We start from the raw sequence: 15,781 nt of genomic DNA, 5'->3' as shown, positions 1-15,781 counted from the left end.
CTCAGCCCTCGTACCGGTCGCGCACCAGCCGGTCGAGCGCGCGGACGCCCCAGCCCGAGGCCCCCTTGGGGGCGTAGGGGCTGTCGGACTTGGTCAGCGCGACACCGGCGATGTCGATATGGCACCAGGCGGTGCCCTCGGTGACGAAGCGCTGCAGGAACTCGGCCGCCGTGATCGCGCCGGCGGGCCGGCCACCCACGTTCTTCACGTCCGCGATGCGCGACTTGAGCAGATCGGCATAGGGCTTGCCCAGCGGCAGACGCCAGGCGGCCTCGTCCTCGGATTTCGCCGCCGCGCTCAACGCCTCGGACAACGCGTCGTCATTGCTGAAAAAGCCGGCCGTGTCGTGACCCAGCGCCACGATCATGGCACCCGTCAGCGTCGCCAGGTCGATCATCGCCGCCGGTTTGAACCGGTCCTGCGCGTACCACATCACGTCCGCCAGGACGAGCCGGCCCTCGGCGTCGGTGTTGATAACCTCGATCGTGTCGCCCTTCATGGACTTGACCACGTCACCGGGGCGCGTGGCGTTCGGCCCCGGCATGTTCTCGACCAGGCCCACCAGCCCCACCACGTTGGCGCGCGCCTTGCGCAGCGCCAGCGTCTTCATCACGCCCGAGACGACGCCCGCGCCGCCCATGTCCATGGTCATGTCTTCCATGCCCGCACCGGGCTTGAGCGAGATGCCGCCCGTGTCGAAGACCACGCCCTTGCCGACCAGGGCCAGCGGCGCCTCGTCCCCGCCCCCGTTCCAGCGCATGACCACGACCTTCGACGGGCTGTCGCTGCCCTGCCCCACGGCCAGAAGCGCGCCCATGCCGAGCGCGCCGAGCTTGTCCTCGTCCAGCACCTCGACCTCAAGGCCCAGGTCGCCCAGGGCCGAAAGCCGGTCGGCGAACTCGGTCGTGGTCAGGACGTTCGCGGGCGCGTTCACGAGGTCACGGGTGAAGAACACGCCCTCGGCCACGGCCTGCACCGCCGCGGCGTCGAGTCCTTCGGGGCGGTCGGCCATGACCACGACGTCGCGCGGCCCCGGGTGCCCGTCGCTTCCGGGCGTTTTCTGGTCCGTGTAGTCGTAGTCGCGCAGCAGCGCGCCCAGCGCGATCAGCTCGGCATCAGGGCGATCCTCGGCCAGGATGGTGAGCGGGCCGTCGCCGGCCGCGCGCATGGCGGCCGTGCCCGCGCGCCGCGCATCTTCGGCGGAGGCATCGGCGGGCAGTTTCACCGCGATGACGCTGTCGGCCTTCATGCCGCCGGGCCAGGCGATGGTCTGCGCGGCGCCGGTCTTCATCTTCGTGCCGCTCTTGCTGGCCGCAAACCGCGCCACCGCGCCGCCCGCCGCGCTGTCGACGGCCTGTGCACCGGACCCGAGCGCACCATCCTCGCCGAGAAACACCACCACGTGGCCGGTGAGCTCGGCCAGGGCGTCGGTGTCGGTCTTGCGGAAGGTCAACGTGGCGGGGCGGGTCATCGGCGGCTCCTGGATCATTGTAGGGTCCCGGCACACCTAGTCGCGCGCCGCCGTGTTGACCAGAAGGCAGTTTCCGCGCCCGCTGACCTGCGCTAGGGTCGCGCCAGGGGACAGGCCATCGAGGGGGAAGCGTGCCGCGGTTCGATCGCTACGTGCTGTCGCAGCTCTTGATGCTGTTCGGCTTTTTCAGCCTTGTCCTGGTGCTGGTCTATTGGGTGAACCGCGCCGTCGTCCTGTTCGACCGGCTGATCTCGAACGGGCAGTCGGCGCTGGTCTTTCTCGAGTTCACGGCCCTGTCGCTGCCGAACGTGATCCGCGTCGTGCTGCCGGTCTCGGCCTTCGCGGCATCGGTCTACGTGGCGAACCGCCTGCGCGGCGACAGCGAGCTGGTGGTCATCCAGGCGGCAGGCTTCTCGCCCGCGCGTCTGGTGCGGCCGGTGGCGGTGTTCGGGCTGATCTGCGCGACGCTGGCGATGGTGCTGACCCACGTGCTGGTGCCGATCTCGACCGACCGGCTGGACCAGCGCAGCGCCGAGATCGCCGAGGACGTGACCGCGGGCCTGCTGACCGACGGCGAGTTCCTGTATCCTTCCGACGGCATCACCGTGTTCATCGCCGAGATCACGCCCGAGACCGAGCTGATGGGCCTGTTCCTGTCCGACGCCCGCGACGACACGCGGCGCGTGACCTACTCGGCCCGCCGGGGGCTGCTGGTGCGCTCCGATCTCGGGCCCCGGCTGGTGATGTACGACGGCACGGTCCAGACGCTCGACCTTGCCACCCAGCGGCTGGCGACCACCCGGTTCGACAGTTTCGCCTTCGACATCTCGGACCTCGTGGACCCGATGCAGAGCCGCGCGCGGGACGCCGACGCGCTGAGCACGGCCGAGCTGTTCCGCGCCACGCCTGAATTGCAGGCCGAAACGGGAGACGACCGGCGCGCCCTCGTCTTCCAAGGTCACGAGCGCTTCACCCAGGCGCTGGCCGCCATGGTCACGCCCCTGGTGGGCTTCGCCGTGATGCTTCTGGGCCGGTTCTCGCGCTTCGGCGCAACGCCGCAGATCGTGGGCGCGGTCTGTTGCCTGATCGCGGTCGAGCTGATCGACAACCTGGCCGCCGACATGGTGATGTCCGGGGCACCCATGGTCATGGCCTATTCTGCGACCGCGTTCGGGCTGGTGCTGACCGCGATCCTCTTGTGGCAGGCGGCCCGGCCCGCGCGTCGAAGACAGGCACGGGCGGCGGCATGATCCTGCATCGGTATTTCGCGCGGCGGTTCCTGACCACCTTCCTCATGGTGGCCGCGATCTTCTTCGGCATCCTGATGCTGCTGGACCTGGTGGAGCAGGTGCGCCGCTTCGATGGTGACGGGGTCAGCTTCGCGCGGCTTCTGGGACTGACGGCCCTGAGCGTGCCCGAAACGCTCTACCGCATCCTGCCGCTGCTGGTCATCATGGCGACGCTGGCGCTGTTCCTGAACCTGGCCCGCACGTCCGAGCTGGTGGTCACCCGGGCCTCGGGGCGCTCGGCCCTGCGCAGCCTGACGGCACCGGTGGCGGTCGCGCTGGTCGTGGGCGGGCTGGGCGTGGCGGTGCTGAACCCCATCGTCGCGGCCACCAGCCAGCAATACGACCGGCAGGTCACGCTGATCCAGGGCGGCGACCGGGCCGCGCTGACGATCAGCGAGGACGGCCTGTGGCTGCGCCAGGGCGGCAACGGACAGCAGACCGTGATCCGCGCCGTGCGGGCCAATCCCGACGGCACGATCCTTTACGGGGTAAGCTTCCTCGGCTTCACCAGCTTCGGGGCGCCGTCCTACAGGATCGAGGCGGAGGAGGCACGGCTCGACGGCGCCGAGTGGCGACTGACGGATGCCAAGGAATGGCGGTTCGACAGCCCCAACCCCGAGCAGGGAGCGCGGACCCACGAGGATCTGGTGGTGGACGCGACACTGACGGCGACGCAGATCCTCGACAGCTTCGCGAACCCGTCGGGCGTGCCGGTCTGGGATCTGCCGCGCTTCATCGACCAGCTGGAATCCGCCGGTTTCTCGGCCCGCAAGCACAGGGTCTGGCTGCAGATGGAGCTGTCCATGCCGCTGCTGCTGGCCGCGATGGTGCTGGTGGGCGCGGGGTTCACCATGCGCCACACGCGGTTCGGACGCACCGGGCTGATGGTTCTCCTGGCACTCGGATTGGGCTTCGCACTTTTCTTCATCCGAAATTTCGCGCAAATCCTGGGAGAGACCGGCCAGATCCCGATCCTCCTGGCCGCCTGGGGACCGCCCGTGGCCGCCATCCTGCTGCCGCTGGGCCTGCTGTTGCACTGGGAAGACGGCTGATGCGTTTGCTGTGCCTTGCCCTGATCGCGGCGCTTCTGCCGCTGGCCGCGCTGGCGCAGGCGGCGGCCCCGCCCGTGGCGACGCTGGTGGCCGACCGGGTCGAGGTCGAGACCGGCAACCAGCTCGTGGCCGAGGGCCGGGTCGAGGTTCTGTATGACGGCGTGCGGCTACAGGCCACGCGGATCACCTATGACCAGCCCGCCGACCGGCTGATCATCACGGGCCCGATCACCCTGCGCGACGGCGAGGATACCGTGGTCCTGGCCGACATGGCCGAGCTGGACGCGGATCTTCAGAACGGTGTGCTGCGGTCGGCCCGGATGGTGCTGGACCAGCAACTGCAACTGGCCGCGACCCAGCTGGCGCGGGTCTCGGGCCGCTATACCGAGCTGTCGAACACCGTCGCCTCGTCCTGCGAGGTCTGCGCCGAGAACCCGATCCCGACATGGGAGATCCGGGCCCGCCGCGTGGTTCACGACCAGCAGGAACGGCAGCTTTATTTCGAGAACGCACAGTTCCGGGTGCTCGGCCTGCCCATCGCGTTCTTCCCCTACCTGCGGCTGCCCGACCCCACGTTGACGCGGACCTCGGGCCTGCTGATCCCGTCGATCCGAACAACGTCGCAGCTCGGGACCGGGGTGAAAGTGCCGTATTTCTTTCGGCTGGGCGATCACGCGGACCTGACGCTGACGCCCTACCTGTCGACATCGACCACCACGCTCGAAGCGCGCTACCGCCAGGCGTTCCGCTTCGGCACGCTTCAGTTCGACGCGGCGCTGACCCGGGATGACCTGTTCCCGGACGACACGCGCTACTACGTGTTCGGGCGCGGGCGCTTCGACCTGCCACGCGACTTCCGGCTCGAGCTCGATATCGAGGAGGTCTCGGACGAGGCCTACCTGATCGATTACGGATATTCGGACCGCGACCGCCTGGAAACCGGCGCGCGGCTGTTCCGGGCGCGGCGCGACTCGCTTTTCGACGCATCGCTGGCGGGGTTCGAGACGCTGCGCAGTTCGGAAATCCCCATCCGCGACCAGCTGCCCGGCGTCTACGGCACGGTGTCCTACGAACGGGCCATCCGCGCGGGGGGCGGACAGTTGGTGCTGGGCGGCGATCTCGAGGTCCTGTCGCGGCGCTCGTCCCTGCCGACGGACGGGCGCGACACGGCGCGGCTCGGATTCGCGGCGGAATACCGGCGCAGCTGGCTGGCGCCGGTCGGGCTGCTGGCCGATCTGAACATCGGCGCCGATACCGATGTCTATCGCACCTTCGACGATCCCAACTTCCCCGACTACAACGCGCGCCTCGTGCCCCATGCCGCGGCGACCCTGCGCCTGCCGTTGCAGCGCAACGGCGCGGGCGGCGTGCGCCACCTGATCGAGCCGGTGGTCCAGCTGGCCTGGTCCGACACCCGCGGCGACGCCGTGCCGAACGAGGACAGCATCCTGGTGGAATTCGACGAGGGCAACCTGTTCGCGCTCAGCCGCTTTCCCGGCCAGGACCGGGTCGAAACCGGTGTCCGTGCCAATCTTGGCGTCCGCTATACACGCACCGCCCCATCGGGCTGGACGCTGGGCGCCGTGGTGGGCCGCGTCTGGCGCGAGGACGCGGTGAACGACCTGGGCGCCCTGACGACCCAGGGTCCGGGTGGCGGTTTCTCGCCAGCCAGCGGTCTTTTCGGGACCGAGTCCGATTGGCTGGCGGCGGCGCAGCTGCGAATTGGCCCACGCTTCGCCCTCACCGCCCGCGCGGTGTTCGACGACGACCTGGAAATGACGAAGAACGAGGCGCGGCTGGGTTATAACGACGACCGGCTGAGCCTCGAGACATCCTACGTCTTCCTGAACGGCGACGCGTCCGAGAACCGCCCCCGCGACACCCACGAGCTGACGCTCGAGACCGCCTACCGCCTGTCGCGCCACTGGACCGGCAGCTTCAACACCCGGTACGATTTCGACCAGGACCGCGCGCAGCGCTCCGGCGTCGGGCTGCAATACCGCACCGAATGCATCACCGTCGACCTGTCGGTATCGCGCCGGTTCACCGAAACACAGGCCGTCAGTGCCTCGACCCAGTTCGGGTTCGGCGTGTCGCTGGCCGGTGTGGGCAACGGGCGGGCCGACAGCACCTATCGCAAGACCTGCAATGGATGATAAGGCTTGCGCGACCACGACCAGCCCGGAAAGCCCGTGACACGATGATCCTTCGTTCCCTCGCCATCTGCCTTGCCCTTCTCGCCGCGCCGCTGGCCCACGCGCAGAACATGTTCGCCCCGGTGGTCGACGTGGACGGCGGCGTTGTCACCGCCTTCGAACTGGATCAGCGCGCGCGCATGATGCGCCTGTTCCAGGCGCCGGGTGATCCGCGCGAGGCGGCGCTCGACGCGCTGATCGACGAACGGCTGCAACTGGCCGAAGCGCGGCGCCAGGGCGTGACGGTCACCGACGAGCAGCTTGCCGAGGGCAAGGCCGAGTTCGCGGGCCGCGCCGGGCTCGAAACCGCGGAGTTCATCCAGGTGCTCGCGGCCGAGGGGATCGACGAAACGACCTTCGACGACTTCGTGCGCGCGGGCCAGGCGTGGCGCACGATCGTCCGCCAGCAATTCGGCTCGCAGGCCGCGCAGCCGGTTACGCCCGAGGATGTCGAGGAGGCCGCGAAGGCGCCCCCTCAGCCCGGCCTGCGCGTCCTGCTCAGCGAGATCATCCTGCCCGCCAATACCCCCCAGAACGCCCAGCGGTCGCAGGCGCTGCTGCCCCGGCTGCGGTCGATCTCGACCCTGCCGGCCTTCGCCTCGGCCGCGCGTGAATACTCGGCCTCGCCCTCGCGCGACCGGGGCGGGCGGCTTGACTGGCTGGCCCTGGACGAACTGCCGCCGCAGATCCGCAACGTAGTGCAGGGCCTGCAACCCGGCGAGGTCACCCCGCCGATCGAGGTGCCGAACGCCATCGCGCTGTTCCAGCTCCGCGCAATCGAGGAAACCGACCCCGCGCAGCCGGTGATCGGCATCGATTACGCCGCCTTCTACATCCCCGGCGGCGGCTCCGGCGCGGCGGCCCAGACCATCGCGCGGCTGGATGCCGAGGTGCAGACCTGCGACGATCTCTACAGCGTGGCGCAGGGCCTGCCGGCCGAGCGGCTGCAGCGCGACACGCTGCCCCCCGCGCAGATCCCCGGCGACGTGGCGGTCGAGCTCGCGCAGCTTGACCCTGGGGAACGGTCGGTGGCGCTGAGCCGTGCGGGCGGGCAGACGCGCGTCTACCTCATGCTGTGCGAACGGCTTTACAAGACCGAGGAAGAGCTGGCCGAGATCGACCGGAACGCCCTGCGTGACGCGCTGGTCAACCGCCGCGTGGGCCGGCAGGCCGATGCCTACCTGGCCGAGCTGCGCGCCAACGCCACCATCACCTATCCATGATCCCGGCCGCCCCGGCGCCCATCGCGCTCAGCTGCGGCGAACCCGCCGGCGTCGGCCCCGAGATCGCGGTGGCCGCGTGGCGCGCGCTGGGGACCGCCCTGCCCTTCTTCTGGATCGGCGATCTTGCGCACCTGCCCCGGGACACGCCCGTCTCGCTGATCGACACGCCGGACCAGGCCGCCGCCGCCGCCGCGACGGGCCTGCCGGTGCTGGCCCACCCCTTCGCGGGCCGGGCGACGCCGGGGGCGCCGGATCCCGCCAACGCCGCCGGCGTCATCGCCGCCATCGCCCGGGGTGTGGACCTGGTGCAATCGGGCGCGGCCGGCGCGCTCTGCACTGCCCCCATCCACAAGAAGGCCCTGATCGACGGGGCGAATTTCGCCTATCCCGGCCACACGGAGTACCTGGCGGCGCTGGCAGGCGTGGACCGGGTGGTGATGATGCTGGCCTGCGACGCGCTGCGCGTGGTGCCCGCGACCATCCATATCCCGCTGTCGCAGGTGCCACGCGCGCTGACGGCCGAGGGGCTGGAGGCGACGATCCGCATCACCCATGCCGCACTGATGCGGGATTTCGGCTTCGAAGATCCCCGCATTGCCGTCACCGGGCTGAACCCCCATGCCGGCGAAGGCGGCGCCATGGGGCACGAGGATGCGGCGCTGATCGCCCCGGTGATCGAAAAGCTTGCGGGCGAGGGTCTGCGCGTGCGCGGCCCCGCCTCGGCCGACACCATGTTCCATGCCGCGGCGCGGGCCACCTACGACGCAGCCATCGCCATGTATCACGACCAGGCGCTGATCCCGATCAAGACCATCGATTTCTCGGGCGGCGTGAACGTGACACTGGGCCTGCCCTTCATCCGGACCTCGCCCGATCACGGCACGGCCTTCGACATCGCCGGAACGGGACGCGCCGATCCAACGTCGCTGATCGCGGCGCTGCGCATGGCCGGCCAGATGGCCGCCCGCCGCGCGTCAGCCACATGATGAGCTTCATCTTTCTTAAAATACCTCGGGGGCGCGGCTTGCCCGCGCGGGGCAGCGCCCCTCGACGGGTGACGGCATGAGCGGCATCGACGACCTTCCCCCACTGCGGCAGGTGATCGCCACGCACGGCCTGTCGGCCCGGAAGGCGCTTGGCCAGAACTTCCTGCTGGACCTGAACCTGACCGCCAAGATCGCGCGGCAGGCGGGCGACCTGCGCCAATCGGACGTCCTGGAGATCGGTCCCGGCCCCGGCGGGCTGACCCGGGGCCTGCTAGCCGAGGGCGCGCGCCGGGTCCTGGCGGTGGAAAAGGACGCGCGCTGCCTGCCCGCGCTGGCCGAGATCGCCACGGCCTATCCCGGGCGGCTCGAGGTGCTGAATGCCGACGCACTCGAGATCGATCCGCTCACGCACCTGGCGCCGCCGGTGCGGATCGTGGCGAACCTGCCCTACAACGTCGGAACCGAGCTTCTGACCCGCTGGCTCGACCCGCCGGACTGGCCGCCCTTCTGGACGTCGCTCACGCTCATGTTCCAGAAAGAGGTCGCGCAGCGCATCGTCGCCCAGCCTGGTAGCAAGGCCTATGGCCGTCTCGCGGTGCTGGCCCAGTGGCGCAGCGACGCGCGGATCGTGATGGAGCTTCCGCCAGAGGCCTTCACGCCCCCGCCCAAGATCCGGTCCGCCGTGGTGCACCTGACGGCGCGCGAGACGCCCCGCTGCCCGGCGCGGGCGGCAACGCTGTTTGCCCTGACGGCCCGCGCGTTCGGGCAACGGCGCAAGATGCTGCGCGCGTCGCTGAAGCCGATGCACCCGGCGATCGAGGACGTGCTGACCGGCGTGGGCATCGCCCCGACCCGCCGGGCCGAGGAGCTTTCGCTGGAAGAATTCTGCGCCCTGGCCCGCGCGCTCGACACGGCGCGCGACGGCTGAGGTCTATTCGGCGGCCGTGTCGGCGCCGTCGCCCTGGCCACCCTCGGCGGCGGTGTCCGCCGCTTTCTGGCGCGGCTTGCGGGTCCGCTTGGGCTTGGGGGCGTTCTCGGGGGTTTCGACCAGGTTATCCTCGTCGTCGCCGTCCTTGGTATCGATCACGTCCGTGTCGCGCTGCACCGGCTTGCGGCGGTTGCGCGGCTTGCGCTGCTGGCCATCGTCCTGGCCGTCACCTGCCTGCTGACCGCCCGACTGGTCGGCTTGCTGGCCGTTGTCCTGGCCGGACTGGTCGCCCTTGCCGCCGTCGTCCTGGCCGCCCTGCTGGGGCTGACCGCCCTGCTGGTTCTGGTTGTTCGACGACTGATTCTGGTTGTTGTTCTGGTTGTTGTTGTTCTGCTGACGCTGCTCGTGCTGCTCGCGCTTGGCCTCGATCTCGCGCTGCGCCTCGGCCAGCATCCGGGTATAGTGCTCGGCGTGCTGGGCGAAGTTCTCGGCCGCCACGCGGTCACCCGACAGCTGCGCGTCGCGGGTCAGCTGGTTGTACTTGTCGATGATCTGCTGCGGCGTGCCGCGCACCTTGCCCTCGGGGCCCGAGCTGTCGAAGACCCGGTTGACGATATTGCCGCCCGAGGGCTGACGGTTGCGGTTGTTCTTGGACCGCGAGCGTTTGTTCGAAGAGCGCATAAAGTGATGTATCCGGCCTTGTGTGACGCGCCCGGCCCCGGCTTCAAGCTGATCCGCTCGCTTGGATGATGCGAACGCAGGGGGGCGTCTCATGTATTGGCAATGTCAGGCGGGATCGATCGACCGATCCCTTGCCTGTTACCTTGGACAGACCATGCCACGTCCGCGTTGACAAGCCGAAAGTCGGGATTTGGGTCGAAATCGACAGGATTTCAGCGTCTAACGGCCGATATGACACGGTCACGCCCGCCGAGATCCCGGTGACAGACGATATCCAAGAACCCCGCGCCGGCAACGATCTCGCGCACCGCGTCGGATTGTTTCCACCCGATCTCCAACAACAGCCGCCCGCCGGCAGCCAGATGTCCGGGCGCGCCCGCCGCGATGGCGCGGTAGGCGTGCAGGCCGTCGCCGCCCGGGGTCAGGGCCTCGGCCGGGTCGAACTGCGCCACCTCGGGGTCCAGCTCCGCCATCTCGGCCTGCGTGATATAGGGCGGATTCGACACGACGAGGTCGAAGCGGTCGTCCACGCCCTCGAACCAGTCGGCCCGGACCAGCTTCAGCCGATCGCCCACGCCGATGCGCGCCGCGTTGCGGGCGGCCACAGCCAATGCCGCGTCGCTGGTATCCGTAGCAACGCCGACAGCGTCCGGCCGCTCGGACAGAAGCGAAATCGCGATGCAGCCCGTCCCGGTGCCCAGGTCCAGCACCCGCGAGAACGGCGCTGCAAGCGCCTGTTCCACCAGCGATTCTGTATCCGGGCGCGGGTCCAGCGTGTCGCGCGTCACCTCGAACTCGTGCTTCCAGAAGGCGCGCAGGCCCTTGATCTTCGACACGGGTTCACGCGCGGCGCGGCGGGTCACGGCCTCTTCCAGCCGCGCCAGCCCCTCAGGCGCGGTGTCGTCGAGGCCCGCGAAAGCCCAGGCGGTCAGCCGCCGCAGATCGCCCGCCGGGTCCGGAACGCCGGCAGCGCGCAGCCTGTCCAGGAACGCCTCGTGGCGGCTCATGCGTCCAGTTCGGCCAGCCGCGCGGCCTGATCCTCGGCCACCAGCGCGTCGACGACCTCGCCCAGGTCGCCCTGCATCACCTGGTCGAGCTTGTAGAGCGTCAGGTTGATCCGGTGATCCGTCAGCCTGCCCTGCGGGAAGTTGTAGGTGCGGATCCGCTCGGACCGGTCGCCGCTGCCCACCTGCGCCTTGCGCGCGCCCGCCCGTTCCGAATCCGCGCGCTGGCGTTCGGCATCGTAAAGCCGCGCGCGCAGCACCTGCAGGGCGATCTCGCGGTTGCGGTGCTGGGATTTCTCGCTGCTGGTCACCACGGTTCCCGTGGGAAGGTGGGTGATGCGGACCGCGCTGTCGGTGGTGTTGACGTGCTGCCCGCCCGCACCCGAGGCGCGCATGGTGTCGATGCGCAGGTCGGCCGGGTCGATCTGGATGTCGACCTCCTGCGCTTCGGGCAGGACGGCGACCGTCGCGGCCGAGGTGTGGATGCGCCCGCCCGACTCGGTCGCGGGAACGCGCTGCACCCGGTGCACGCCCGATTCGAACTTCAGCCGCGCGAAGACGCCGTCGCCCTGCACGTTGGCGACCAGTTCCTTCAGTCCGCCCAGCTCGGTCTCGGCCATCTCGGCGATCTCGAACCGCCAGCCCTGTGCCTCGGCGAAACGCTGGTACATCCGCATGAGATCGGCGGCGAACAGGGCCGCCTCCTCCCCGCCGGTGCCGGGCCGGATTTCCAGGATCGCCGGGCGCGCATCGGCGGCGTCCTTCGGCAACAGCGCGATGCGCAGGTTCTCCTCGAGCTCCGGCAACCGTTCGCGCAGCAGCGGGAGCTCGTCCTCGGCCAGTTCGCGCATTTCGGGGTCGTCCAGCATCGCCTCGGCCTCGGCGATGGCGTCGAGCGTTGCGCGATACTCGCGGATCTCGGACACCACGGGACGCAGCTCGGCGTATTCCCGGCCCAGGGCGGCGATATCGCCGCTGCCATCGGACATGGCGGCTTCGAGATATTCGAACCTGTCGGTGATCTGGGCAAGGCGGTCGAGGGGCACCATGGCGGCGATCAATCCCGCAAAGCCCGCGCTTGGTCAAGGCCACCCACGCGTGGTATCCTGCCGCCCATGCGATGGATCTGGCTCACCCTTGCGATGACGACGGCGGCCGTGGCGCAGGACGCGAAAGGCGTCGACTGTTACTGCACGGATGCGGACGGCGCGCGGGTGGAAATGGGCCAGTCCGTCTGCCTCAGCGTGGGCGGGCGCGAGTTCATGGCCCGCTGCGAGATGTCGCTGAACGTGCCCATGTGGCGCGAGGTTTCCGCCGGCTGCCTCAGCAGCTAGAGCTGCGCCGCCTCCAGCCAGCCGCGCATACGCTCCTGGTTCTTGCCGAAATCGTACTTCCCCATGACCAGCGACGACGTGGCGATGACGCGGTCACCATCGGCCCAGACATGGGCCACGTCGGGAAATCCCATGACCAGCGACCGGGTGACGGCGACGAACCGGTAGGGCTCGTTCAGCACGATATCGGTGCGCGGGGTGTCGCGGGCGGCGTCCAGCAGGCGCAGCACGGCGGCCTCCGGATCATCGGGCGTGCGCACGGCGGTGAAGCCCGATTGCCGGGTGTCGTCACCCGCCCCTTGCGTGACCTGCGGAAAGTCCAGCGCGGATTGCGGCACCGGGCGCGACCGGATGAAGATCGCGGCGGTCAGCACCGCGAGCACGATCAGGACAAGGACGATCAATACCCATTTCATGCGGCTTCTCCTTTCGCTGTCCCGGCCAGCGGCTGGCGCATCTCGACCAGCCGGGCGAAGAAACTGGCGCCGATGGGCGACAGCTCGTCCTTGAAATCGAAGGCGGGGTTGTGACAGAGCGGCCCGCCGCCCATCCCGAGGTTCAGGTAGGCGCCCGGCCGCGCTTCGAGCATGTAGGCGAAGTCCTCGGCGCCCATGGAGGGGCGCGTGTCCCGCTCGACCCGCGCGGCGCCCACCACGTCGGCGGCCACGTCCGCGGCCAGCATCGCCTGGTCGGCGTGGTTCACCGTGGCGGGATAGTCGCGGATATACTCGACCTCGACCCCGACACCGAACATCGCCTCGATCCCCTTGCCGATCTCGCGGATGCGCCGCTCGGCCAGCTCGCGCATGGCGTCGGTGAAGGTGCGCACGGTGCCGCCGACGGTGGCGGTGCCGGGGATGACGTTGAACGCGGTGCCCGCATGGATCTGGGTGACCGACACCACCAGCCGGTCCAGCGGGTCGGCGTTGCGCGACACGATCGTGTCGAACCCCTGGGCCAGCGCCACCGCCGCCGGGATCGGGTCGATGCAGGTCTGCGGCCAGGCGGCGTGACCGCCGTTGCCGCGCACCGTGATGGCGAATTCGTCCACCGCGGCCATGATCGGACCGGGCGAGGTGTGGAAATGGCCGAATTCGTGCTGCGGTGCGTTGTGCAGGGCATAGACCTCGGCGATCTCGAACCGCTCCATCACGCCTTCCTCGACCATGACCCGGCCGCCGCCGCCGCCCTCTTCTGCGGGTTGGAACAGCAGCGCGACCCGGCCCGCGAAATTGCGCGTCTCGGCCAGGTAGCGCGCGGCGCCCAGAAGCATGGTGGTGTGGCCGTCATGGCCGCAGGCATGGGCGCGGCCCGGGATGACCGAGGCATAGTCGGCGCCCGACTCCTCGGGCATGGGCAACGCGTCCATATCCGCCCGCAGGCCGATGGTCGGGCCCGGCGCGCGGCCGTTGATGATCGCGACCACCCCGGTCTGGGCGATGCCTTCGTGCAGCTCGTCCACCCCGATCTCTCGCAGCCGCTCGGCCACGAAATGGCCAGTGCGGTGGCACTCGAACCCCAGCTCGGGGTTGCGGTGGAGGTGCTGGCGCCACTTGGCCATGTCATCGGCAAAGGCGGCGATCCGGTTCAGGACGGGCATCTGGACACTTCTTCGGGTATGGGGTTCGGTCGGGCCCGTAATGCCCCCAAAGGAAGGCGCTTCGCAATGGCCGATCCGATCCACGACATGCCCGACGGCCTGCCCCGCCTGCGCGCGGTGATGGCACGGCTGCGCGATCCCGAGCGTGGATGCCCCTGGGATCTCGAGCAGGATTTCGCCTCCATCGCGCCATACACGATCGAGGAAGCCTACGAGGTGGCGGACGCCATCCAGCGCGGTGCCATGGACGACCTCAGGGGTGAACTGGGCGATCTGCTGTTCCAGTCGGTCTACCACGCGCAGATGGCCGAGGAGGCCGGGCATTTCGACCTGGACGACGTGATCGCGGGCATCACCGCCAAGATGATCGACCGCCATCCCCATGTCTTCGGGGACGAGAGCCGCGACAAGTCCGCGACCCAGCAGACCGCCGACTGGGAAGCCGCCAAGGCGCGCGAGCGCGGGTCCGCCGGCGTGCTGGAGGGCGTGGCGCTGGGCCTGCCCGCGCTGACCCGCGCCGAGAAGTTGCAGAAGCGCGCCGCCCGCGTGGGGTTCGACTGGCCCGAGACGGACCAGGTCGCCGCCAAGATCGCCGAGGAGGCCGCCGAGTTGGCCGAGGCGCGCGATACGCTGTCGCCCGACAAGATCGCGGACGAGATGGGCGACCTGCTGTTCGCGCTGGCCAACCTGGCCCGTCACCTGGGCGTCGACCCCGAGTCCGCCTTGCGCGGCACCAACGACAAGTTCACCCGCCGCTTCGCCCATATCGAATCCGAGCTGGCCGCGCGCGGCAGCAGCCCCGCCGCCGCCGACCTGGACGAGATGGAAACGCTCTGGGTCGCGGCCAAGCGGGCCGAGTCGCGGGGATGAAAATATTCTGACAAGTTTGATCGGCTATTGACCCGATAGAAAAGGTCGGATTTATCGGGCGTATCGAGACCAACGCAAACCCGGAGGACTCCATGCGTTCCCTGACCCTCGCCGCGCTCATGACCGCGACCGCCCTGCCCGCCATGGCCGAGGTGAACATCTATTCCTACCGCCAGCCCGAGCTGATCCAGCCGCTGCTGGACGCCTTCACCGAGGAAACCGGCATCGAAACGAACGTCGCGTTCATCGACAAGGGCCTGACCGAGCGTCTGCAGGCCGAGGGCGACCGCTCGCCCGCCGACGTGATCATGACCGTGGACATCAGCCGCCTGGCCGACGCAAAGGACGCCGGCGTGACCCAGCCGGTCGAGTCGGAGGTGCTGAACGAGAACATTCCCGAAAGCCTGCGCGATTCCGAAGGCCACTGGTTCGGCCTGACCACCCGCGCGCGCATCGTCTATGCCAGCAAGGAGCGCGTGGGCGAGGACGAGGTCACCACTTACGAGGACCTGGCCGACCCGAAATGGGAAGGTCGCATCTGCACCCGCTCGGGCACGCATGTCTACACGTTGGGCCTGATCTCGGCCCTGATCGAGCATAACGGCGCCGAGGCGACCGAGGAATGGCTGGAAGGCGTGAAGTCTAACCTGGCGCGCGCGCCGCAGGGCAACGACCGTGCGCAGGTCCGCGCGATCTGGGCCGGCGAATGCGACATCTCGCTGGGCAATACCTACTACATGGGCAAGATGCTCGAGGACGAAGAGCAGCAGGAATGGGCCAACGCGGTCCGGATCGAGATGCCTGAATTCGAGGACGGCTCGGGCACCCACGTGAACATCTCGGGCGTCGCCATGGCGAAATCCGCGCCCAACCCCGAGGATGCGCGCGCCTTCATCGAGTTCCTGTCCTCGCCCGAGGCGCAGGCGGTCTACGCCCGCGACAACTACGAGTACCCGGTCGATCCCGACACCCCGGCCACCGAGCAGGTGCAGGAATGGGGCGACCTGAACCCCGACCTGACCGCGCTGGACGCCATCGCCGAAAACCGCACCCAGGCCCTGCAAATGGTCGAGCGGGTGGATTTCGACGGCTGATCGCCGGGACGGCCAGAAGCAAACGAAAGGGCCCCCGCTTCGGGGGCTCTTTCA

General features: G+C 69.3%; 15 protein-coding genes. 9 read left to right on the top strand and 6 right to left on the bottom strand.

From position 1 onward, the window contains the following. Position 1 precedes the first annotated feature (1 nt). Positions 2-1,471 carry a leucyl aminopeptidase gene (locus tag BMX96_RS01895; protein ID WP_091843680.1) on the bottom strand — a complete coding sequence of 490 codons (1,470 nt, stop codon included), beginning with the start codon at positions 1,469-1,471 and terminating at the stop codon, positions 2-4. 131 nt (positions 1,472-1,602) lie between these two features. Between BMX96_RS01895 and lptF the strand changes: the two genes are divergently transcribed. The 6 genes from lptF (at position 1,603) to rsmA (ending at position 9,144) form a co-directional block, all read left to right on the top strand. Then, a complete protein-coding gene (gene lptF / locus BMX96_RS01890; RefSeq protein ID WP_091843678.1) occupies positions 1,603-2,721 on the top strand; it encodes an LPS export ABC transporter permease LptF in 1,119 nt (372 codons plus the stop codon). Continuing rightward, complete coding sequence (lptG, locus tag BMX96_RS01885; protein ID WP_091844376.1) at positions 2,718-3,812, top strand: LPS export ABC transporter permease LptG; 1,095 nt, start codon at positions 2,718-2,720, stop codon at positions 3,810-3,812. Before lptF ends, lptG begins: the two co-directional genes overlap by 4 nt. Next, entirely contained in the window at positions 3,812-5,968 is a 2,157-nt protein-coding gene (locus BMX96_RS01880; protein WP_091843675.1) for an LPS-assembly protein LptD, read from the top strand. Before lptG ends, BMX96_RS01880 begins: the two co-directional genes overlap by 1 nt. A 44-nt stretch (positions 5,969-6,012) precedes the next feature. Then, positions 6,013-7,230, top strand: coding sequence for a peptidylprolyl isomerase (locus BMX96_RS01875; protein ID WP_175481630.1), 1,218 nt, complete (start codon positions 6,013-6,015; stop codon positions 7,228-7,230). Then, positions 7,227-8,216 (top strand): 4-hydroxythreonine-4-phosphate dehydrogenase PdxA, encoded by a 990-nt coding sequence (gene pdxA, locus BMX96_RS01870; protein ID WP_091843670.1) that lies wholly within the window; start codon positions 7,227-7,229, stop codon positions 8,214-8,216. Before BMX96_RS01875 ends, pdxA begins: the two co-directional genes overlap by 4 nt. Before the next feature lie 76 nt (positions 8,217-8,292). Further along, entirely contained in the window at positions 8,293-9,144 is an 852-nt protein-coding gene (gene rsmA / locus BMX96_RS01865) for a 16S rRNA (adenine(1518)-N(6)/adenine(1519)-N(6))-dimethyltransferase RsmA (RefSeq protein WP_091843667.1), read from the top strand. A 3-nt stretch (positions 9,145-9,147) separates the two neighbouring features. Here rsmA and BMX96_RS01860 read toward each other — a convergent pair whose 3' ends face one another. The 3 genes from BMX96_RS01860 to prfA form a co-directional block, all read right to left on the bottom strand. Next, a complete protein-coding gene (locus tag BMX96_RS01860) occupies positions 9,148-9,825 on the bottom strand; it encodes a DUF4167 domain-containing protein (protein ID WP_091843665.1) in 678 nt (225 codons plus the stop codon). A 212-nt stretch (positions 9,826-10,037) separates the two neighbouring features. After that, positions 10,038-10,832, bottom strand: a complete 795-nt coding sequence (gene prmC, locus BMX96_RS01855) for a peptide chain release factor N(5)-glutamine methyltransferase (protein ID WP_091843662.1) — start codon at positions 10,830-10,832, stop codon at positions 10,038-10,040. Beyond that, positions 10,829-11,878, bottom strand: coding sequence for a peptide chain release factor 1 (gene prfA / locus BMX96_RS01850; protein ID WP_091843659.1), 1,050 nt, complete (start codon positions 11,876-11,878; stop codon positions 10,829-10,831). Before prfA ends, prmC begins: the two co-directional genes overlap by 4 nt. A 66-nt stretch (positions 11,879-11,944) precedes the next feature. On the opposite strand from prfA, the gene BMX96_RS01845 reads away from it, so the two are divergent. After that, a complete protein-coding gene (locus BMX96_RS01845; protein WP_073128783.1) occupies positions 11,945-12,163 on the top strand; it encodes a hypothetical protein in 219 nt (72 codons plus the stop codon). Here the strand turns inward: BMX96_RS01845 and BMX96_RS01840 are convergent. Beyond that, on the bottom strand, positions 12,160-12,579 hold the full coding sequence (locus BMX96_RS01840) for a DUF1499 domain-containing protein (RefSeq protein WP_091843655.1): 420 nt from the start codon (positions 12,577-12,579) through the stop codon (positions 12,160-12,162). The genes BMX96_RS01845 and BMX96_RS01840 overlap by 4 nt on opposite strands. Continuing rightward, the gene (locus tag BMX96_RS01835; RefSeq protein ID WP_073128781.1) at positions 12,576-13,763 is read right to left on the bottom strand and encodes a M20 aminoacylase family protein; all 1,188 of its coding nucleotides are present in this window, start codon (positions 13,761-13,763) and stop codon (positions 12,576-12,578) included. Before BMX96_RS01835 ends, BMX96_RS01840 begins: the two co-directional genes overlap by 4 nt. A gap of 66 nt (positions 13,764-13,829) precedes the next feature. Between BMX96_RS01835 and mazG the strand changes: the two genes are divergently transcribed. Further along, positions 13,830-14,633: a nucleoside triphosphate pyrophosphohydrolase gene (mazG, locus tag BMX96_RS01830; RefSeq protein ID WP_091843652.1), complete on the top strand. Its 804-nt coding sequence runs from the start codon at positions 13,830-13,832 to the stop codon at positions 14,631-14,633. Positions 14,634-14,725: 92 nt separating this feature from the next. Continuing rightward, entirely contained in the window at positions 14,726-15,727 is a 1,002-nt protein-coding gene (locus tag BMX96_RS01825) for a Fe(3+) ABC transporter substrate-binding protein (RefSeq protein WP_073128779.1), read from the top strand. The last annotated feature ends 54 nt before the right edge of the window (positions 15,728-15,781 follow it).

The organism is Palleronia pelagia (assembly GCF_900110115.1).
GTDB classification, from domain to species: Bacteria; Pseudomonadota; Alphaproteobacteria; order Rhodobacterales; family Rhodobacteraceae; genus Palleronia; species Palleronia pelagia.
This window is presented reverse-complemented; position numbering and strand designations above follow the sequence as displayed.